Consider the following 17,194-nt stretch of genomic DNA (forward strand, 5'->3'; position numbering starts at 1 on the left):
CCGGCCTTCCAAGATGCAGTGTCTTCGAGCGATTAACGCTTGGAGAACTGGAACGAACGACGGGCCTTGGCCTTGCCGTACTTCTTACGTTCAACGACACGGCTGTCGCGGGTCAGGAAGCCGCCCTTCTTCAGCACCGAGCGCAGGCCCGGTTCGAAGTAGGTGAGCGCCTTGGAGATGCCGTGACGAACGGCACCGGCCTGGCCGGAGAGACCGCCACCTGCGACCGTCGCATCGATGTCGAACTGGCCGTCACGGGCAGCTGCGACGATCGGCTGCTGCAGGATCATCTGCAGAACCGGACGAGCGAAGTAGTCGAGGTACGGCTTGCCGTTGATGGTGATCTTGCCCGAGCCGGGCTTGACCCATACGCGGGCAACAGCGTTCTTACGCTTGCCGGTCGCATAGGAGCGGCCCTGAGCGTCGACCTTCTTGACGTGAACCGGAGCTGCCGGTTCCGCAGTCGTGGCGATTTCCTTGAGAGCGGAAAGGTCGGCCATTAGGCGCTCCTTGTGTTCTTGCTGTTCAGCTTGGCAACGTCGAGGACGGCCGGCTGCTGTGCTTCATGCGGGTGGTTCGAGCCTGCGTATACGCGCAGGTTCTTCATCTGGCGACGGCCGAGCGGGCCGCGCGGAACCATGCGCTCGACGGCCTTCTCGAGGACGCGCTCCGGGAAGCGGCCTTCGATGATCTGGCGCGCGGTGCGCTCCTTGATGCCGCCGGGGTAGCCGGTGTGCCAGTAGTACTTCTTGTCGGTGTACTTCTTGCCCGTGAGCACGGCCTTCTCGGCGTTGATCACGATGACGTTGTCGCCATCGTCAACATGCGGCGTGAAGGTGGCTTTGTGCTTGCCGCGCAGGCGGTTCGCGATGATGGAGGCGAGGCGACCGACAACGAGGCCTTCGGCGTCGATGATGATCCACTTCTTCTCCACCTCTGCAGGCTTCTGAACGAAGGTTCCCATAACAAAACTCTTTCTTTGGACCCATAACGGCGAACCGTTGGGCGTTTCTTGTTGCTTGGTTTTGACCGAATTTCAGCCAAAAGAAGAAAGCGGCCCGAGAGGGACCGCGATCTGAGGGTGCTTATACGCAAGCGCGAAAAAGGCGTCAACAACGTCGATTTTGCAATGCTGAAATAAACATAAGCAAAAACAATGTATTAGGTATGGGGTATTTTGATACCTCAATTTAACGCGGTGGAATCGAATAGGTCGCCGTTGCATGCGCCACGAGATCGTCGCTGCCGACCATGGCGATCGAAGCATCCAGAACCGCCAGACGCTTGCCGAGCTTGAGAATGCGACAGGTGCATTCGAGCGGTTGGGGCTCCGGTTTTCGCAGGAAATTGATGTTGAGATTGGTGGTGACCGCAAGTGCCACGGGGCCGATATGGGCGATGAGCGCGATATAGGCGGAAACGTCGGCTAGGGCGAAAAGCGTCGGCCCGGACACGGTGCCGCCCGGCCGGATATGACGTTCGTTCGGATCGAGCCGCATCGTCGCAAATCCGGGGCCCGTGTCCGTGACCTGGAAGACCTTGCCGTCCGTGTGGACCTGGGGAAAATCGGTGTCGAGAAACTGGTTCAGCGCCTCGACCGTCATGATCGGCTGGAATTTCATGGGTCTTCCTCTGCGCGGGTCTTTCGTTACGTCAACAGATGCCGCCATCCGATTCTTCGCAAGGCGGAAAAAGGTCTTAGTCGCCCTGATCATCGCCGACTTGAAAGCAGGCGGGAGGCGGCGTACCACGATGCCCATCGACTGGAATAGACAAGACAGCAGGAGAAGGACATGGCGGACGTTGTTTCATTTCGCAAGGAAGAGCCGAATGGCTTGCTGCTGCGCGAACTCAATGGGCCGGTTCTCCGGTTGACGCTCAACAACCCGCCCGCCAACGTGCTTTCGATCGGGATGATGGAGGCCCTGCACACGGCGCTCGACGCCATCGCCCATTCCGGGGAGATCAGGGTTGTCATCCTTTCGGCATCGGGCAAGCTGTTTTCGGCAGGCCATGACCTCAAGGAAATGACCGCGCATCGCGCCGATGCCGATGGGGGCAGGGCATTCTTCGAAACGACGATCCGCCTCGCTGCGGAACTGATGATGAAGATCACCCGGCTGCCCCAGGCAGTCATCGCCGAGATCGACGGTCTGGCGACGGCGGCCGGCTGCCAGCTTGTCGCCAGTTGCGATCTCGCGATCTGCACCGACAGTTCCACCTTCTGCACGCCGGGCGTCAATATCGGTCTGTTCTGCTCGACGCCGATGGTGGCGCTGTCGCGCGCATCGCACCGCAAGCAGGCGATGGAAATGCTGCTGACGGGCGAAACCATCGATGCCTCGACGGCAAAGGACTTCGGCATCGTCAACCGCATCGTGCCGCAGCAGTACCTTCGCCAGGTCGTCGACAAATACGCCGCCGTAATCGCCTCGAAATCGCCGCAGGCACTGAAGATCGGCAAGGAAGCCTTCTATCGCCAGGCGGAAATGAGCCTTCCCGAGGCTTACGATTACGCCGTCGGCGTGATGGTCGAAAACATGATGGCCGGCGACTCGGCAAACGGCATCGGCGCCTTCCTCGACAAGCGCATGCCGGAATGGGACGGCAAATAGCCGTCAGGCAAGCTTCAGAAGAAGCGCGCCGAGCGCGATGACGCAGGCAGCTGCAATGCGCCAGACGCTGACGCGCTCTTTCAGGAACACCACCGAGATGACGACGGCAAACAGGATCGAGGTTTCGCGCAGTGCGGCGACCGACGCGACTGGCGCCTTCGTCATCGCCCAGAGCGCGAGCCCGTAGGCGCCGATCGACCCTGCGCCGCCGACGAGGCCGCGCCACCAGTTCTTGTAGACGTGGCGAAGGACGGGTTTGACGCCGCGGCGCGCGAAGGCCCAGGTGAAAAGCAGCACTGGCGGCAGCAGCGCCATCCACAGCGTGTAGGCGATGGCGTTGCCCGATACGCGGGCGCCGATACCGTCGACAAAGGTATAGCATGCAATCACGCAGGCATTGAGCAGTGCCAGAATGATCGCGTGCTTGCCTCCCTTTCGCGATTCGAACGCCAGCGTCAAAACACCGACGCTGATTGTCAGCACACCCGCCATCGCACCGGTCGTCAGCCTTTCGCCGATGATGACGCTGCTGGTGGAGGCGACGATCAGCGGAGCGACACCTCGCATCAATGGGTAGACGAGGCCGATATCGCCAGCGCGATAGGAGGCGGCGACCAGCTGGAAATAGGCAAACTGGAAGACCGCCGAGACCAGGATATAAGGCCAAGCTTCCGGTTGAGGTAACGGCAGGAACGGCAAAAGCGGGATGGCGACGACGGCTGCGCCAAGCGCGATCATGGCCGCATCGAGCGATTTTTCCGAACCCGCCTTGACCAGGGCATTCCAGGTCGCGTGCAAAAGCGCCCCGAAAAGGACGAGCGCAATGACATCAAGGGGCAAGATGAAACCTCGGTGGACGATAGGGCAGGCCGTTGCCAGCGTTGTCGCGCCGCTGTACGGGAAAAGCAACCGGAAACTGGCGGAAGCCCGGATCACATGGTCTCACGCTCGTTCGCCTTGGAGATCCGGCGTTCGATTGACACCCACCGCAGCCGTGCCGACTATAGCCGCCCTCACCAGATGAATTCGGATCAGAAGATGAACCACGACGCCTACCCGGATTATTACCTCGCCGACATCCTGCGCTCGACGCAGACGATCGCGCTCGTTGGTGCGTCGCCGAACGCCGAGCGACCGAGCCATCGGGTTATGGCCTTCCTCCTGCGCAAGGGTTACCGCGTCATTCCCGTCAATCCGGGCCATGTCGGCAAGACGATCCTCGATCAACCTGTCGTTGGAAGGCTTGCCGACATAAAGGTTCCGATCGACATGATCGACGTTTTTCGCGCGGCCGATGCACTGCCGGGGCTCGTCGACGAGATCCTGGCGCTGGAGACCCTGCCGAAGGCAATCTGGGGGCAACTGTCCGTGCGCCATGACGGGGCTGCTGCCAAGGCGGAGGCGGCCGGCATCAAGGTGGTGATGGATCGCTGTCCGGCGATGGAGTATCCGCGCCTGATCGGCTGACGCCGGGTCGGCCGCAGCGTTGTTTCGCGCAACCGTCAGTTTTGAAAAAATCTTTCTTTGACCATGTGGGGCGGCTCTGGAATAGTGCCGCCGCTCCAGTGCACGCGCCCGAGATCGAAGGCGATCCTCGACACGCTCGATGCCTGGAATCAAAGCGATAGGGTGCCTTTGGGCGGCTCCACAGGAGGCGCGGCACCCTCGTCATGGGAGGGATGAATGACGAAAGACAATCCTGGTTTCAGCACGCTCGCAATCCACGCCGGAGCGCAACCAGATCCGACGACGGGCGCGCGGGCGACGCCGATCTACCAGACGACCAGCTTCGTCTTCAACGACACCGACCATGCCGCTGCACTCTTCGGCTTGCAGCAGTTCGGCAATATCTACACCCGCATCATGAATCCGACGCAGGCGGTGCTCGAAGAGCGCCTGGCAGCGCTTGAAGGCGGAACGGCGGCACTGGCGGTTGCATCGGGCCATGCGGCCCAGCTTCTCGTCTTCCACACCATCATGAGCCCGGGCGACAACTTCGTCGCTGCCAACCGGCTTTACGGCGGCTCGGTCAATCAGTTCGGTCATGCCTTCAAATCCTTCGACTGGCATGTACGCTGGGCGGATCCGAGCGATCCTGCGAGCTTCGAAGCCAAGATCGATGCCCGCACCAAGGCCATCTTCATCGAGAGCCTCGCCAATCCGGGCGGCACCTTCGTCGACATCGCCGCGATTGCCGAGGTTGCGCACAAGCACGGCCTGCCGCTGATCGTCGACAACACGATGGCGACGCCCTACCTGCTGCGCCCGCTGGAGCACGGTGCCGACATTGTCGTGCATTCGCTGACCAAGTTCATCGGCGGTCATGGCAATTCGATGGGCGGCGTCATCGTCGACGGCGGCACCTTCGACTGGTCGAAATCCGGCAAGTACCCGATGCTGTCGGAACCGCGCCCGGAATATGCCGGTGTCGTGCTGCACCAGGTGTTCGGCAATTTCGCCTTCGCGATCGCAGCACGCGTCCTTGGTCTTCGCGATTTCGGCCCGGCCATTTCGCCGTTCAACGCGTTCATGATCCTGACCGGCGTCGAGACGCTGCCGCTGCGCATGCAGCGCCATTGCGACAACGCGCTCGCCGTCGCCACGTGGCTGAAGAGCCACGACAAGGTATCCTGGGTCAACTATGCCGGCCTTGACGAGGATCCGAACAACGGGCTGCAGAAGCGCTACTCGCCGAAGGGGGCGGGCGCTGTCTTCACCTTTGGCCTCAAGGACGGCTACGAAGCAGGCAAGCGTTTCGTCGAGGGGCTGGAGATGTTCTCGCACCTTGCCAATATCGGCGACACCCGTTCGCTCGTCATCCATCCGGCCTCGACCACCCATCGTCAGTTGACGCCGGAGCAGCAGGTCGCGGCGGGGGCAGGCCCCGACGTTGTGCGCCTGTCCGTCGGCATCGAAGACGTCTCCGATATCATCGCTGACCTCGAACAGTCGCTCGCCAAGATCTGACGCGCTTCTGGAGGCGGCCGCTGGACATCTTTGAAGATGCCCGGTGAGGCCCATCACGTAATGCAGGCGCAGGCGGATCCCGCCTGCGCCTGCATCGGTTTAAGCGGTCGATCTGGTCGTGCCGGAAGGCACGTGCTCAGTGGGCAATGAGCAACGGCACCGCGACATGCGAAAGCAGGGAGCGCGTCACGCCGCCGAAGAGTGTCTGCCGGGGGCGGGAGTGGCTGTAGGCACCAACAACGAGCATGTCGCCATTGTGTCGCTGAACCGCCATCTGAAGTACGTCGGCAACGGAATGGTCCGCCGAGCGGGTGTGCTCCACCTCGACCTTTGCGCCATGTCGGCTCAGGTACTGCGCGATATCTGCGCCGGGCGTCCGGCTGTCACGGGCGTTGTCGTCGCAATCAACCAGGACAACGCAAACCGATCTCGCCGCGATCAACAAGGGCAGCGAATCTGCGATCGCCCGGCGGGCCTCGCGACTGGCATTCCAGCCAACGACGATATGCTCGCCGACCGAATTTGAATTCCAGGTCTCGGGAACGATCAGCAGCGGCACTCCGGTCGCCAGCAGCATGTCTTCCGGCGACCAGTTGTACGGCAGTCCTCCCGGGCCGGGGAAACCTGAAATGACGAGGTCTGCGTGCAAAGAATGCAACTTGCCGTCTTCATTGGCATCGCCCTCCCGAATGATGCGGAAGTCAAAGTTGATGTCCTCGCGCTCCGTTAGTGCCTTGAAACTTTGCAGTGCTGTCTGCGATGCTGATGTCTCCTCGGCCTTATGTCGTTCGATGACCTCGCGGATCGCATCCTGACCGCGGGCAAAACAACTGGCATGATCGCCTTGCCATCCGGATGGTGCGACATAGACCCCGACCAGGTGGGCGCCGTGGCGACGTGCCAAGTTGGCGGCGTAGCGTGCGCGCGGTTGGCCCGCCGGCGGACAATCAAGGAAAACGAGTATGGTCTTGAGAGGCATGGCTTGCCCTTCATGTTGTGTGGCGGCGTCGCGCCTGACGCTCGCGATCAAATCTCGTGAGCCTGCTCGACGATGGCACGGTAGAATTTGTTGGCTGCCTGCTGCGCGGTTCTTGCCTTCAGCCATAACGGCTTGGTGGCATCGTTGGAAAAGCGGCGCGAAAGCGGACGGCTTGGGCGCTTGGCTTCGTACAGAGCGCAGGCGCAGCGCGTCTGCGGATTGACCACAATCTCCATGATTCCCGACGGATGGCTCGCGACGTCATCGAAAATCATCAGCATGTAGGCTTCGAATGCACTGCTGTCTTCCCGACCTTCGATTTCGTGCAGCAGAGCGGGATGAAGCTCAAGCGGGTATACGGGCAGGGGCAGCGTCCAGTATGGCCCGGTCTCGGCCAGAATGGGGTTCCTGCGGGTCATTGTGGTCCTCGCCTTCGCCTGGTCCCTCTGCCGCACGGGCTATGTCAGGCACTGCTTGATCTCCAGGGCCAGGCTCTCGATCATGTCTTCAAATTCAGCCCGACGTTCCTCGCGCAGATGGGGTGGAAGTCTGTCCACGGACGCGAGCGCCGTTTCGGCATCGGCAAGATCGGCGCAGATGCCTCTGAACGTCTCGTCTTTCAGCGCGCGTGACCTGATCTTCAGAGACAGCAGCGGAAACCGGCGCGACGCCGCCTCCAAGCCCTGCTTTGCCCCATGGGAATTCCAGTTCATGCCGATCCTCCGTTCGAAGCGCGACACGATGCATGCGTGCAATCTTATATTGTGTTATGCTGTGATCGGGCACGTAAATTACGGGAGCATACGGGACCCCCACGTCTGCGTGGCCATCGGGGCATAGGGGGAGACTATGACTCTTGCCATGAGAGCGAGTGCCGCTGACCGGGCGGCAACGCTCCCGAGCGAACTTGAGATCCGCGCGCAACTCGATCGAATTCGGTCCAGTCCCGAGTTCGACACGCCCGAACGTGCGCGCAAGTTTCTGGGCTACGTCATCGAAGAGGCAATCGCCGGGCGGGCCGGGCGGATCAAGGCCTATACGATCGCAACGGAAGTTTTTGGCAGGGAAGCGTCCTTCGACGCGCAGGCGGATCCGGCCGTGCGCATCGAGGCGGGCCGGGTGCGCCGGGCGCTTGAGCGCTACTATCTCGTTGCCGGCCGCGACGATCCGATCATCATCGCCATGCCAAAAGGCGGATATGTCCCGACCTTTACGCGACGCGAAACGATCGCCCTCGACGGCCACCGCGAGATCGATGACGATACCCGCTCGCCGCGGCCGGAATGGCGCTGGCTGACCTTCGGTATCATTGCGTTGATCATGACTGCGCTGATCATGACGTTCGTTCCGCGGCTGCGGCAGCTGACTGCGCCCGAAAGCCCTGCCACGCTGGCGCAGGGCGATGCTCGGCCGGCAATCCCCCGCCTGCTCGTCGAGCCTTTCGAGGACCTGTCCGATGGCCAACTCTCGTCGACGATCGCCCGTGGCCTCACCGACGAGGTGATCAGCCAGATCGTCAAGTTCAAGGAAATCACCGTTGTGGTCGGGCCACCCTCCGCGTTGCCCGATGCCAGCCTGCCACCCACGAAGTTGCCCCTCTATGCCCTGCAAGGCAGTGTCCGCCTGGACAACACCAAATTGCGACTGGGTTTCCGCCTGGTTCAACGTTCGGATCAATCCATCCTTTGGGCCGCCAACTACGACGAGGTGCTGGATGTCGGCAATCTGCTGACGATTGAAGGGGAGGTGGCGCGGTCGGTCGCGACGGCGCTGGCCCAGCCTTATGGCATCATCTTTCAGGCCGATGCCACCAATCTCGGGCAATCGCCGCCGCAGGACTGGGATGCCTATGCCTGTACGCTTTCCTATTACGGCTATCGGGCAAGCCTCGATCCTCAAACGCACGCCTCGGTGCAGACCTGCCTGCAGAAGGCGGTCGCCAGGTTCCCGAACTATGCCACCGCCTGGGCGCTGCTGTCTTTGACCTATATCGACGAGCTTCGCTTCCGCTATCGCTTCAACCAGGCGTCGCCGGTCTCGTTGGACCGAGCGATCGAAACCGCCGCGCGTGCGGTCGAGCTCGACCCGCAGAACGTGCGGGCCCTGCAGGCGGAGATGCTTAGCCTGTTCTTTCGCGGCGAGGTCGATGCGGCGCTGAAGATCGGGGCGCGCGCGATGGCCCTCAACCCGAACGATACCGAACTTGCGGGCGAATATGGCTTCCGGCTGGCCTTGTCGGGTGAATGGGCGCAAGGCTGCGGGCTGGTCGGCGGAGCCGTTGAGCGCAATCCGGGGCCGCTCGGTTACTTCGAAACGGCCCTGGCCGTCTGCTCCTACATCGCGGGCGACTATCCGGGGGCGGAGCGCTGGGCCCGGCTCGCCGATATGCAGACCAATCCGATCTACCACCTGATATTGCTCGCGATCCTCGGTCGCTCCGGGCAGACGAAGGAAGCGGCCATCGAGCTGCAATGGCTGCGTGCCAACGCACCTGAAATCGTGGCGAATATCCGCAGCGAAGTTGCCATTCGTGTCGCTCGCCCGGTCGACCAGGCGAAGTTCATGGAAGGCATCCGCGGTGCCGGGCTGGACGTGCCGCAGGAATAGGTCCTTTGGCGTCCGCGCGGCCGGACACACCGATGTTACACGATGCTACAGGCCGCTCGGGCGGCTGAACGGTATGTTGGGTGGTCGGCGAGCCTCCGGATTTCCGCGAGCCTCTCGATTGCGCAACGCGCGCGGGCGCGTGAAGGCGTAGAGATCGAAGACCATTCGGTTGCCCGTGAGGGAGTGCGCAATGGGAGGTCGCTTTCATCTGCCGGTCTTCTCTGGTTTTGGTGGCTTTCGCGCCGCCTGGCTTGCGAACGATATTTCAGCAGGATTGGCGATAGCAGCCGTCGGGCTGCCCAGTGCGATTGCCTATCCGGCGATCGCTGGCCTCCCCCCCGAGGTCGGGCTCTATGCCAGCATTGCCGCGCCGGTGGCCTATGCGATCTTTGGTCCGTCGCATCGCATGATCGTCGGCCCGGATGCCGCCACCATGACGGTGCTCGCCGCAGCAATCGCCTCGATCATCGCGGCAATGCCGGCTGCCGCCTCGATCGACCGCGTCGGCATCGCCGCAGCCCTGGCGCTCGCTGTCGGCGGATTTTGCCTTGCCGCGCGTCTCCTGCATCTTGGCGTCCTGGCGACCTTCCTCTCTAGGCCCATCCTGGTCGGCTTCTTTGCCGGCATTTCCCTGTCGATCCTGGTTGGCCAGATCAGTCGGGTCACAGGTCTTTCCATCGAGGCAGACGGGCTTTTCGCGCCGATCCTGGAGCTTCTGCGAAAGAGCGGGGACATTCATTGGCCGTCGGTGCTGCTGGCAGGCTCGATGTTCTTGCTGCTGCAGGCCGCGACGGCGTTCCGTCTTCCGGTGCCCGGGCCAGTGATCGCCATCGTGATCTCGGTGATCCTGTCGGCTCTCCTTGACCTCAAGGGCATGGGCATTGCTGTCGTCGGCGACATCCCGTCGACCATCCCGACCCTCTCGCTGCCTTCGGTCTGGGCCTTGCCGCTGGACAAGGTGCTGCTCGGTGCCGGAGCGATTTTCCTCGTCAGCTTCGGATCGGGCATCGTCGCCGCACGCAGCTTCGCCAATCGCGCCGGCGAACGCGTGGACGCGGACCAGGAGCTCGTTGGCATCGGCGCGGCGAACGTCGCGGCGGGCCTGTTCGGGGCCTTCCCGGTAAGCATGTCGGACTCCCGAACCGCCATCAATTTTTCGGCAGGCGGCAGGTCGCAACTGGCCGGTCTGGTATCGGCCGCAGCGCTCATCGTCATTCTGCTCTATCTCGGGCGGGCACTGACCATCCTGCCGACGCCGACCCTCGGCGCTATCCTTGCGGCCGCCGCCATCAGCCTCATCGACATCCGGGAGCTCAGGCAGATCTGGCGTGTCAGTCGCGTGGAATTTGCCTTCGCGCTCGTCACCATGTGGGGCGCCATCAGCCTCGGCGTCCTGAACGGGGTGATCATCGCCATTGCTGCCACGCTCAGCTACCTGCTCCTGAAAATGATGTTCCCACGCGATGCGCTGCTCGGGCGGCTTGCCGGGCGCGACGGCTTCTACAAGCTTCATCGAACGCCCGATGCCCGGCCCGTGCCCGGTTTCGCGGTCTGCCTGATCCAGGGCAGTCTGCTGTTCTTCAACGCTGACTACGTGCAATCGCGTCTCCGGGCGATTTTCGAGGAGCTGCCCGCGGGGACACGCTGGTTCGTGCTCGACGCCAGCGCAATCGTTCAGATCGACAGCACCGCGGCGGTGATGCTGGCGGAGGTACATGATGAGCTTGCCAAGCAGGGCACGACGCTGGCGCTGGCGGAGCTTCACGACGAAGTCAGGCAATTGCTGGAGCGCGCCGGGGTTCTGGACCAGATCGGAGCGACATTCGTGTTCGCTGATCTCGACGATGCATTTCGTGCCTTCCAGGCATCGGGGGCAAACAAAGCCAAGCAGGAGGCGATCGCCGCGACAGGCGTGCGGGGCCAGTATCAGGAGGACTGAACATGGACAAGAAAGTCGACAAGGCGGTTCGCCAGAACGGCGAAAGCAAGAAGGAGCATACGGCCCGCTATGAAAAGGAAATGACGCGCCTGCAGGTGGAACTCGCGCACCTTCAGGCCTGGGTGAAGAAATCCGGCGCACGCGTGGTGATCATTTTCGAGGGGCGAGACGCGGCCGGCAAGGGCGGCGTGATCCGACGCCTGACCGAGCGCGTCAGCCCCCGTGTGTTTCGCGTGGTCGCGCTGCCGGCGCCGACCGATCGCGAGAAGACCCAGATCTACATGCAGCGTTACATTGCCCTCTTGCCGGCCGCGGGCGAAGTCCTGATCCTCGACCGCAGCTGGTACAACCGTCCGGGCGTCGAGCGTGTCATGGGCTTTTGCACGGACAAGCAGGCGCGCCGGTTCCTGGAACTTGCCTCGCGCTTCGAGGCGGCGATTGTCGAAAGCGGTGTCACGCTGCTCAAGTATTTTCTGACCGTCAGCGAGGACGAGCAGGAGCGGCGTTTTCGCCGGCGAATCGAAGATCCCTTGCGCCAGTGGAAGTTGAGCCCGATGGATGTCGAGTCCTATCAGCGCTGGTGGGACTATACCCGCGCCTATGACGAGATGATCCGCATGACGGACAGCAACCATGCGCCCTGGTGGATGGTCCCGTCAGACGACAAGAAGAGCGCGCGGATAAACTGCATCAGCCATATCCTGAAGTCGATCCCCTATGAGAAGGTCAAATTCCAGAAGCCCGATCTGGGTAAACGGCAGAAAAGACCTGACGGATGGGTCGATGACACGACGCCGCGCAACTCCGTGCCCGACGTGTTCGACAGGCACCGCTAGCCGCGTGAGGGCGGTCCCCCGCGGCCTATCGACGAAGCGCCGCATAAGGATCAATCCAAAGGTCCAGGGCTATGCCCGGGGCCTCCGGCGCGCAGCCAGACGCGCAACAGGTCGTAGAAGACACTGAGCACGATCGGCCCGAGGAACAGGCCGATAAGGCCATAGGACAGCGTGCCGCCGAGGACGCCGATGAGGATGACGAGCGTCGGTGTCGAAAGGCCGCGCGCGACCAGAATAGGCTTCATGATGTTGTCGATCAGCCCGATGGGCACGAGCAGCAGCGTCAGCGCCACCGCGCTCCCGGTATCGAAGGTAAACCAGCCCCAGATCGCCAGCGGGAGCAACACCGGTGCCGGGCCGATCTGCACGATGCACAGGATGAGCACGACAAAGGCAATCAGGCCGGGCAGGGGCACGGCAAATATATGCAACACGATGCCGACGAGAAACGTCTGGATGAGGGCGACGCCGATGATGCCCCGCGCCACATTCCGGATCGTCGAGGTGGTCATGTTGACGAAGCCGATGCCTCTTTGCCCCGCTATCCGATCGGCGAAGGTCATGATGACGCTGCCGATGCGCGGTCCGGGCTGAAACAGAAACCCGGCAACAATCACCGATGCGACAAAGCCCAAGAGCCCGATCCCGATGCCGGCGATGATCCCGACGGCCGAACCGCCCATTTGCAGAAGCGACGGCTCGAGTTGCCTGATCAGGGCCTCGAGGTTGTTGGAAGCAAGTACCCAGTTTGCATAGAGGCGTTCGCCGATGAGCGGCCAGTCACGCACGCTTTGCGACGGCAGCGGAACGGCGATGCCGCCAGCCTTGAATTTGGTGAAAAGCACCTGGGCGGCTTCTGCCGAGCCGAGGACGATCGCCGCCAGCGGACCGATGATGATGCCGAGGCTGAGCAGGGTCAGAAGAAGTGCGGCGAGCCCGCCGCCCAGCACGCGACGAAGCTGTGCGTAGGCGGGATAGAGGGCGACGGTGAGAATGGCCGCCCAGATCGCGATGATGGCGAAGGGGGCGACCAGCGTCAGCGACCAGTACGCAAACAGCCCGACGATACCGAGCCGAACATAGTCGGTGATCCGCGTCTCGATCGCCGGGGCCGCATTTTTCGGCGGATCGACGCGCTCATCCTTTTGCGTTCGGCTCTCATCCATGCACGCGCCCCCCGGCGTTATCGTTATCCCGGATCAGACCCGACAGCAGCGCCACCGATCGGGCGGCGCGGGATCAGTCCCATCGTTCGTCTGTGCCGAAGCGCACGCGTTCCAATGATCGCACGGTACGCTAGGCGATCGGTTGCTCCCAGTTCAGGATGAAACCGATGTCGCCCGGGACGCCGCCCGGAAAATTGATGACCATTGCCTTCAAACGATAGCCCTCCGGTTGCGCGACCAGTTTGAAGCGATCGTAGAGCTCCTTGGCCTTGCCCTGCAGCGTCTCGGGCCAATCCGGCTGGCTGTTGTTGATCGCCCGGCCGCCGTCCGTGCAGAAATCGGAGGGGAAACTGTAGACCAGCGCCTCCATCTTTCCGTCGGAAACGGCCCGCATCACGACCTTGCGGATAATGGCCCGCTCTTCGTCGCTGACATGGGTCTTGAAGAATTCGTCGGCGAACTTGGCGCGCTCTTCCCGCTGCCGCGCCTTGATCACGTCGTCGCGATCCATCGCCGCCAGTTGTTTCTCCAGCAGCGTTTTTCGCAGATCGGCCGCACTTGGGACCGGGGTATTGGGATCTGGGCCTTTCACGTCACTCATGTCACCACTCCCTCGTGAAAACAGTTGCGTAGAGGATAGTACCGGTCCCGATCGGCCAAGAGTAAGATACCGTAGTTTACTGCGAGCAAGGCCTTGTGCCCGAAATTCTTGTGTCCGGGCGCAGCCGCCCCTTGAAAACGCCGGTCGGAGTAACGAACGTGTCGATCATACCCCAATGACGGGGCGGATCCCACTGACTTCGGAGCTGTCGAGCCATGGTGAAGATGCAAAAATTCGATCTGGCGACGGTCGAACCCGAAGTCGGTGGTCCCGCCGCCGACCGGCTGATCGCCGGCACGCCGCAGTTCCGCACCTGGAATGTCGAGGAGGCCGATGGCGGTCTCTATGCCGGCGTCTGGGAATCGACGCCGGGAAAGTGGCGGATCGCCTATGACGAGTGGGAGTATTTCCACATTCTGTCCGGCTACTCTGTTGTGACGGAAGATGGCGGCGCGGCCGTGCATCTGCGCGCCGGCGAGAGCATGATCGTCAGACCGGGCTTCAAGGGAACGTGGGAGGTCGTCGAGACCACCCGCAAGGACTACGTCGTCCGTCTCTGATCGGGTCGGCTACCCGTTTTCGCCCGGCCCGGTGTTGTCGGACGCACGCGTGAACGCTTCCGCGAAGGATGCTTCCGATATGCCGTTCAGCGCCCGCCGCAGTGCGTCGGCTTCCGGTTTGCCAAGGGCATTGTCGAAGCGCGCCTGCGCCTTGCGCCAGAGATCTGTGGCCTCCTGCTGCTTCTTCTGGCCGAGCGGCGTCAGCTGGACGCGCTTGACGCGCCGGTCCGAGACGTCGGGAACCAGCTCGACATAGCCATCGCGGATCAGCGGCTTCAGCGTGTGGCCAAGTGCCGACAGATCCATCACCAGCAGATTGGCGAGCGTGCGCAAGGACGCGTTCTTGCTGTGGGCGATCTGGCTGAGGAGCGAGAATTGCGTGCCGCGCAGTCCACTCGGCGCCAGCACGTCTTCATAGAGCTGTCCCAATTGCCGGGACGCGCGCTTCAGCGCGCTGTTGGTGCAGAAGTCCCAGATACCCCCAGGCGTCTCGTCCATCGTTTTCCTCCCGGGGCGATCCACACGTTTGCGACTTTCGTAGCGCCACACTTGCGCAGCGTCCAGTTTGATGTATATTTAGTGGCATATACCACTAATTTGAAATCGGAACAAGGAAACCGGCAATGAGTGCAGTGGAGAAAATGGGTAGGGCGCTGGTGACGGGCGCATCTTCCGGGATCGGCGCGACCTATGCGGACCGTCTGGCGCAACGCGGCCACGACCTGGTGCTGGTGGCGCGGGACGAGAAACGCCTGGCCGGCCTTGCTGCCAGGCTCTCGGCGCAATACGGCGTCGCCGTCGATGTGCTGAAGGCGGACCTCACGCAGCGTGAAGACGTAAGGGTAGTCGAGAAACGTCTGCGCGAAGACGGCGCAATCGAACTGCTCGTCAACAATGCCGGCATCGGCCCGAAGGGGCCGCTGCTTGCCGATGACGTCGATTATCTCGAGGCGATGATCGAGTTGAACGTCGTGGCGGTCAATCGGCTGGCGATCGCTGCGGCACAGGTCTTTGCCGCCCGCGGCAAGGGCGCGATCATCAACATCGCCTCCGTCGTGGCGCTGGTGCCCGAGCGGTTCAACGGCACCTACAATGCAAGCAAGGCGTTCGTGCTCAACCTGACGCAGTCGATCAACGCAGAAGTATCGGGCAAGGGCGTCAAGGTCCAGGCGGTGCTTCCCGGCCTGACCCGTACCGAAATCTTCGATCGCGCCGGCGGCTCGATCGACCATCTCGATCCGTCGATGGTCATGGACGTTACCGATCTTGTCGACGCGGCGCTTGCCGGTTTCGACCAGGGCGAGCTGATCACCATTCCATCGCTGCCGGACGCCGCCGACTGGGACGCCTTCGTCAAGGCGCGCCTGGTGCTAGCGCCCAATCTTTCGCACGACCGGCCGGCAGGCCGCTATGGTGTCGAGCGCAAGGCCGCTGCCATCTGAGGTTCACCGGCGTTCGCGCAACGTCGAACGGCCGCTGCGATGACGCTTCGGCCGTTCTGGCAGGCGGGCCCTCACCAGACAAGATCAAGCCGCTCCAGCCCGTGAAAGTGAAAGCTGTCCCTGACCTCGGGTTCGTGCTTCAGCCGCATGCCGGGCAGGCGCTGAAACAGGATCGGCAGCGACAGATTGAGTTCGAGCCTTGCAAGCGGCGCGCCGATGCAGAAATGCAGACCCGCTCCGAACGAGACGTTGGCACCTTCGTCGCGCTTCGGGTTGAAGCGGTTGGGGTCGGCAAACTTTCGCGGATCGACATTGGCAGCGCCGAGCAGCAGGCCGATCTTGTCGCCCTTGCGCAGCGAAATGCCGTCATCGAGTTCGATGTCCGACAGCGCATAGCGTTGGAAGATGTGCAGAGGTGCTGCAAACCGCAGGCATTCCTCGATCGTGAGCGCCGTTGCCGCCTCCGTTGCGAACAGATCTGCAGGCGCGTGCCCAGATTGGAGGATGGTGTGGACCGCATTTCCGATCTGATGCACGGTCGCCTCATGTCCGGCGTTGAGCAGCAGGGCAGCGGTGGAGACCAGTTCGGCCTCCGACAGCCGCTCCCCGTCCTTCTCCGAGGTGATCATATGCGTCAGCAGATCGTCGGCCGGATTGCGGCGCTTCTCGGCGATGACGGTTCTAAGGTAGTCGGCGAAGTCGGCGGACGCCTGGTTGGCATCGAGCTCGGTCTCGCGGCTTGGATTGAAAACATACATGCGCACCATGCGATGCGACCAGTCGAGAAGGTCTGGCGCCGCTTCGACCGGGATGCCGAGCATGCGGGCGATGATCGTCACCGGAATGGTTTCGGCATAGGTTTTCAGGAGCTCGACCTCGCCGTCGCGCTCGAAGCCATCAATGACAGCATGCGCAAGGCGTTCGATATCGGGCCGAAGCTGTTCGATCTGCCTTGAGACGAAGGCACGGTTGACGAGCGTTCGCAGCCGGGTGTGGGCCGGTGGCTCGAGTTCCAGCAGCGAGTGCTCCTCGAGCGCGTCGAAAGCCTTCAGATGCGGTTTCGGGGCGGGCATGCCGAGCTCTTCGCGCGTCGCCACGTGCAGGATCTGCCGTCCGAAACGTCGGTCGCGCAGCAGCGCATTCACCTGGTCGTAGCCTGCGAAATACCATTGCTGGCGCTCGCTCCAGTAAAACGCCGGGCATTGTGCATGGATCTCCGCATAGATCCTGGATGGCGAACGGTAGAAATCCGGGTCGTGGACGTCGATGGACACGCGCCGGTCGGTGCGGTCGATGGTGATTGCAGGCTTCAGCGGCATGATCCGGCTCGTTTGAAGGCAGGTGGACGGCTAGTTCTAGGAGCGTCCTGGTCTCGCCTGCAAGGGCTCTGCATGCGACGTGTCAGATCGATGATGCGAACAGGCAAGGTATGATGGCAGTTTTCCTCTACAATGCGGCTCCGTTGACAAGATGGCTTTCCCG

General features: G+C 62.4%; 19 protein-coding genes. 8 read left to right on the forward strand and 11 right to left on the reverse strand.

Annotation, left to right across the window (positions count from 1 at the left end; translation table 11 throughout):
* Window positions 1-32: 32 nt before the first annotated feature.
* From rpsI to RTP54_RS06275, 3 genes are all read right to left on the reverse strand, one after another.
* Window positions 33-500 (reverse strand): 30S ribosomal protein S9, encoded by a 468-nt coding sequence (gene rpsI / locus RTP54_RS06265; protein WP_112809942.1) that lies wholly within the window; start codon window positions 498-500, stop codon window positions 33-35.
* Window positions 500-964 carry a 50S ribosomal protein L13 gene (gene rplM, locus RTP54_RS06270; protein ID WP_112809941.1) on the reverse strand — a complete coding sequence of 155 codons (465 nt, stop codon included), beginning with the start codon at window positions 962-964 and terminating at the stop codon, window positions 500-502. Before rplM ends, rpsI begins: the two co-directional genes overlap by 1 nt.
* Before the next feature lie 226 nt (window positions 965-1,190).
* Window positions 1,191-1,622 carry a PaaI family thioesterase gene (locus tag RTP54_RS06275; RefSeq protein WP_112833990.1) on the reverse strand — a complete coding sequence of 144 codons (432 nt, stop codon included), beginning with the start codon at window positions 1,620-1,622 and terminating at the stop codon, window positions 1,191-1,193.
* A 171-nt stretch (window positions 1,623-1,793) separates the two neighbouring features.
* Here RTP54_RS06275 and RTP54_RS06280 point away from each other — a divergent pair, with 171 nt between their 5' ends.
* Window positions 1,794-2,615, forward strand: a complete 822-nt coding sequence (locus RTP54_RS06280) for an enoyl-CoA hydratase (RefSeq protein WP_312361595.1) — start codon at window positions 1,794-1,796, stop codon at window positions 2,613-2,615.
* Between the two features lie 3 nt (window positions 2,616-2,618).
* Here RTP54_RS06280 and RTP54_RS06285 read toward each other — a convergent pair whose 3' ends face one another.
* A complete protein-coding gene (locus RTP54_RS06285) occupies window positions 2,619-3,455 on the reverse strand; it encodes a DMT family transporter (RefSeq protein WP_112809938.1) in 837 nt (278 codons plus the stop codon).
* 198 nt (window positions 3,456-3,653) lie between these two features.
* Here RTP54_RS06285 and RTP54_RS06290 point away from each other — a divergent pair, with 198 nt between their 5' ends.
* Window positions 3,654-4,082, forward strand: a complete 429-nt coding sequence (locus tag RTP54_RS06290) for a CoA-binding protein (RefSeq protein ID WP_112810081.1) — start codon at window positions 3,654-3,656, stop codon at window positions 4,080-4,082.
* Between the two features lie 216 nt (window positions 4,083-4,298).
* The gene (locus tag RTP54_RS06295; protein WP_112809937.1) at window positions 4,299-5,582 is read left to right on the forward strand and encodes an O-acetylhomoserine aminocarboxypropyltransferase; all 1,284 of its coding nucleotides are present in this window, start codon (window positions 4,299-4,301) and stop codon (window positions 5,580-5,582) included.
* 136 nt (window positions 5,583-5,718) lie between these two features.
* Here the strand turns inward: RTP54_RS06295 and RTP54_RS06300 are convergent, their stop codons facing one another.
* The 3 genes from RTP54_RS06300 to RTP54_RS06310 are packed head-to-tail and all read right to left on the reverse strand — an operon-like array spanning window position 5,719 to window position 7,301.
* Window positions 5,719-6,561, reverse strand: coding sequence for a universal stress protein (locus tag RTP54_RS06300; protein WP_312361596.1), 843 nt, complete (start codon window positions 6,559-6,561; stop codon window positions 5,719-5,721).
* A 47-nt stretch (window positions 6,562-6,608) separates the two neighbouring features.
* Window positions 6,609-6,980: a hypothetical protein gene (locus RTP54_RS06305; protein WP_312361597.1), complete on the reverse strand. Its 372-nt coding sequence runs from the start codon at window positions 6,978-6,980 to the stop codon at window positions 6,609-6,611.
* 39 nt (window positions 6,981-7,019) lie between these two features.
* The gene (locus RTP54_RS06310) at window positions 7,020-7,301 is read right to left on the reverse strand and encodes a hypothetical protein (protein WP_409517091.1); all 282 of its coding nucleotides are present in this window, start codon (window positions 7,299-7,301) and stop codon (window positions 7,020-7,022) included.
* A 109-nt stretch (window positions 7,302-7,410) separates the two neighbouring features.
* On the opposite strand from RTP54_RS06310, the gene RTP54_RS06315 reads away from it, so the two are divergent.
* The 3 genes from RTP54_RS06315 to ppk2 all read left to right on the forward strand — a co-directional run bounded on the left by RTP54_RS06315 (window position 7,411) and on the right by ppk2 (window position 11,943).
* Window positions 7,411-9,168 (forward strand): hypothetical protein, encoded by a 1,758-nt coding sequence (locus tag RTP54_RS06315; protein ID WP_312361598.1) that lies wholly within the window; start codon window positions 7,411-7,413, stop codon window positions 9,166-9,168.
* Between the two features lie 190 nt (window positions 9,169-9,358).
* The gene (locus RTP54_RS06320; RefSeq protein WP_312361599.1) at window positions 9,359-11,107 is read left to right on the forward strand and encodes a SulP family inorganic anion transporter; all 1,749 of its coding nucleotides are present in this window, start codon (window positions 9,359-9,361) and stop codon (window positions 11,105-11,107) included.
* Between the two features lie 2 nt (window positions 11,108-11,109).
* Complete coding sequence (ppk2, locus tag RTP54_RS06325; RefSeq protein WP_112809931.1) at window positions 11,110-11,943, forward strand: polyphosphate kinase 2; 834 nt, start codon at window positions 11,110-11,112, stop codon at window positions 11,941-11,943.
* Window positions 11,944-11,993: 50 nt separating this feature from the next.
* Here the strand turns inward: ppk2 and RTP54_RS06330 are convergent, their stop codons facing one another.
* Together RTP54_RS06330 and RTP54_RS06335 are read right to left on the reverse strand one after the other, a co-directional pair.
* Complete coding sequence (locus RTP54_RS06330) at window positions 11,994-13,109, reverse strand: AI-2E family transporter (protein ID WP_112818398.1); 1,116 nt, start codon at window positions 13,107-13,109, stop codon at window positions 11,994-11,996.
* 130 nt (window positions 13,110-13,239) lie between these two features.
* Complete coding sequence (locus tag RTP54_RS06335) at window positions 13,240-13,710, reverse strand: hypothetical protein (RefSeq protein WP_312361601.1); 471 nt, start codon at window positions 13,708-13,710, stop codon at window positions 13,240-13,242.
* 215 nt (window positions 13,711-13,925) lie between these two features.
* Here RTP54_RS06335 and RTP54_RS06340 point away from each other — a divergent pair, with 215 nt between their 5' ends.
* On the forward strand, window positions 13,926-14,270 hold the full coding sequence (locus RTP54_RS06340) for a cupin domain-containing protein (RefSeq protein ID WP_112809928.1): 345 nt from the start codon (window positions 13,926-13,928) through the stop codon (window positions 14,268-14,270).
* 9 nt (window positions 14,271-14,279) lie between these two features.
* On the opposite strand, the gene RTP54_RS06345 is transcribed toward RTP54_RS06340, so the two are convergent.
* Window positions 14,280-14,768 carry a MarR family winged helix-turn-helix transcriptional regulator gene (locus tag RTP54_RS06345; RefSeq protein WP_312361603.1) on the reverse strand — a complete coding sequence of 163 codons (489 nt, stop codon included), beginning with the start codon at window positions 14,766-14,768 and terminating at the stop codon, window positions 14,280-14,282.
* A gap of 125 nt (window positions 14,769-14,893) precedes the next feature.
* Between RTP54_RS06345 and RTP54_RS06350 the strand changes: the two genes are divergently transcribed.
* Window positions 14,894-15,712, forward strand: a complete 819-nt coding sequence (locus RTP54_RS06350; RefSeq protein WP_312361604.1) for an SDR family oxidoreductase — start codon at window positions 14,894-14,896, stop codon at window positions 15,710-15,712.
* Between the two features lie 71 nt (window positions 15,713-15,783).
* Here the strand turns inward: RTP54_RS06350 and RTP54_RS06355 are convergent, their stop codons facing one another.
* The gene (locus RTP54_RS06355) at window positions 15,784-17,031 is read right to left on the reverse strand and encodes a cytochrome P450 (protein WP_312361605.1); all 1,248 of its coding nucleotides are present in this window, start codon (window positions 17,029-17,031) and stop codon (window positions 15,784-15,786) included.
* Window positions 17,032-17,194 lie beyond the last annotated feature (163 nt).

Source organism: Ensifer sp., assembly GCF_031989085.1.
Lineage (GTDB): Bacteria > Pseudomonadota > Alphaproteobacteria > Rhizobiales > Rhizobiaceae > Ensifer.

Coding starts and splice junctions, on each gene's coding strand:
- rpsI (WP_112809942.1), bottom strand. CDS start 500: ATGGCCGACCTTTCCGCTCTCAAGGAAATCGCCACGACTGCGGAACCG.
- rplM (WP_112809941.1), bottom strand. CDS start 964: ATGGGAACCTTCGTTCAGAAGCCTGCAGAGGTGGAGAAGAAGTGGATC.
- RTP54_RS06275 (WP_112833990.1), bottom strand. CDS start 1,622: ATGAAATTCCAGCCGATCATGACGGTCGAGGCGCTGAACCAGTTTCTC.
- RTP54_RS06280 (WP_312361595.1), top strand. CDS start 1,794: ATGGCGGACGTTGTTTCATTTCGCAAGGAAGAGCCGAATGGCTTGCTG.
- RTP54_RS06290 (WP_112810081.1), top strand. CDS start 3,654: ATGAACCACGACGCCTACCCGGATTATTACCTCGCCGACATCCTGCGC.
- RTP54_RS06295 (WP_112809937.1), top strand. CDS start 4,299: ATGACGAAAGACAATCCTGGTTTCAGCACGCTCGCAATCCACGCCGGA.
- RTP54_RS06300 (WP_312361596.1), bottom strand. CDS start 6,561: ATGCCTCTCAAGACCATACTCGTTTTCCTTGATTGTCCGCCGGCGGGC.
- RTP54_RS06305 (WP_312361597.1), bottom strand. CDS start 6,980: ATGACCCGCAGGAACCCCATTCTGGCCGAGACCGGGCCATACTGGACG.
- RTP54_RS06315 (WP_312361598.1), top strand. CDS start 7,411: ATGACTCTTGCCATGAGAGCGAGTGCCGCTGACCGGGCGGCAACGCTC.
- RTP54_RS06320 (WP_312361599.1), top strand. CDS start 9,359: ATGGGAGGTCGCTTTCATCTGCCGGTCTTCTCTGGTTTTGGTGGCTTT.
- ppk2 (WP_112809931.1), top strand. CDS start 11,110: ATGGACAAGAAAGTCGACAAGGCGGTTCGCCAGAACGGCGAAAGCAAG.
- RTP54_RS06330 (WP_112818398.1), bottom strand. CDS start 13,109: ATGGATGAGAGCCGAACGCAAAAGGATGAGCGCGTCGATCCGCCGAAA.
- RTP54_RS06335 (WP_312361601.1), bottom strand. CDS start 13,710: ATGAGTGACGTGAAAGGCCCAGATCCCAATACCCCGGTCCCAAGTGCG.
- RTP54_RS06340 (WP_112809928.1), top strand. CDS start 13,926: ATGGTGAAGATGCAAAAATTCGATCTGGCGACGGTCGAACCCGAAGTC.
- RTP54_RS06345 (WP_312361603.1), bottom strand. CDS start 14,768: ATGGACGAGACGCCTGGGGGTATCTGGGACTTCTGCACCAACAGCGCG.
- RTP54_RS06350 (WP_312361604.1), top strand. CDS start 14,894: ATGAGTGCAGTGGAGAAAATGGGTAGGGCGCTGGTGACGGGCGCATCT.
- RTP54_RS06355 (WP_312361605.1), bottom strand. CDS start 17,031: ATGCCGCTGAAGCCTGCAATCACCATCGACCGCACCGACCGGCGCGTG.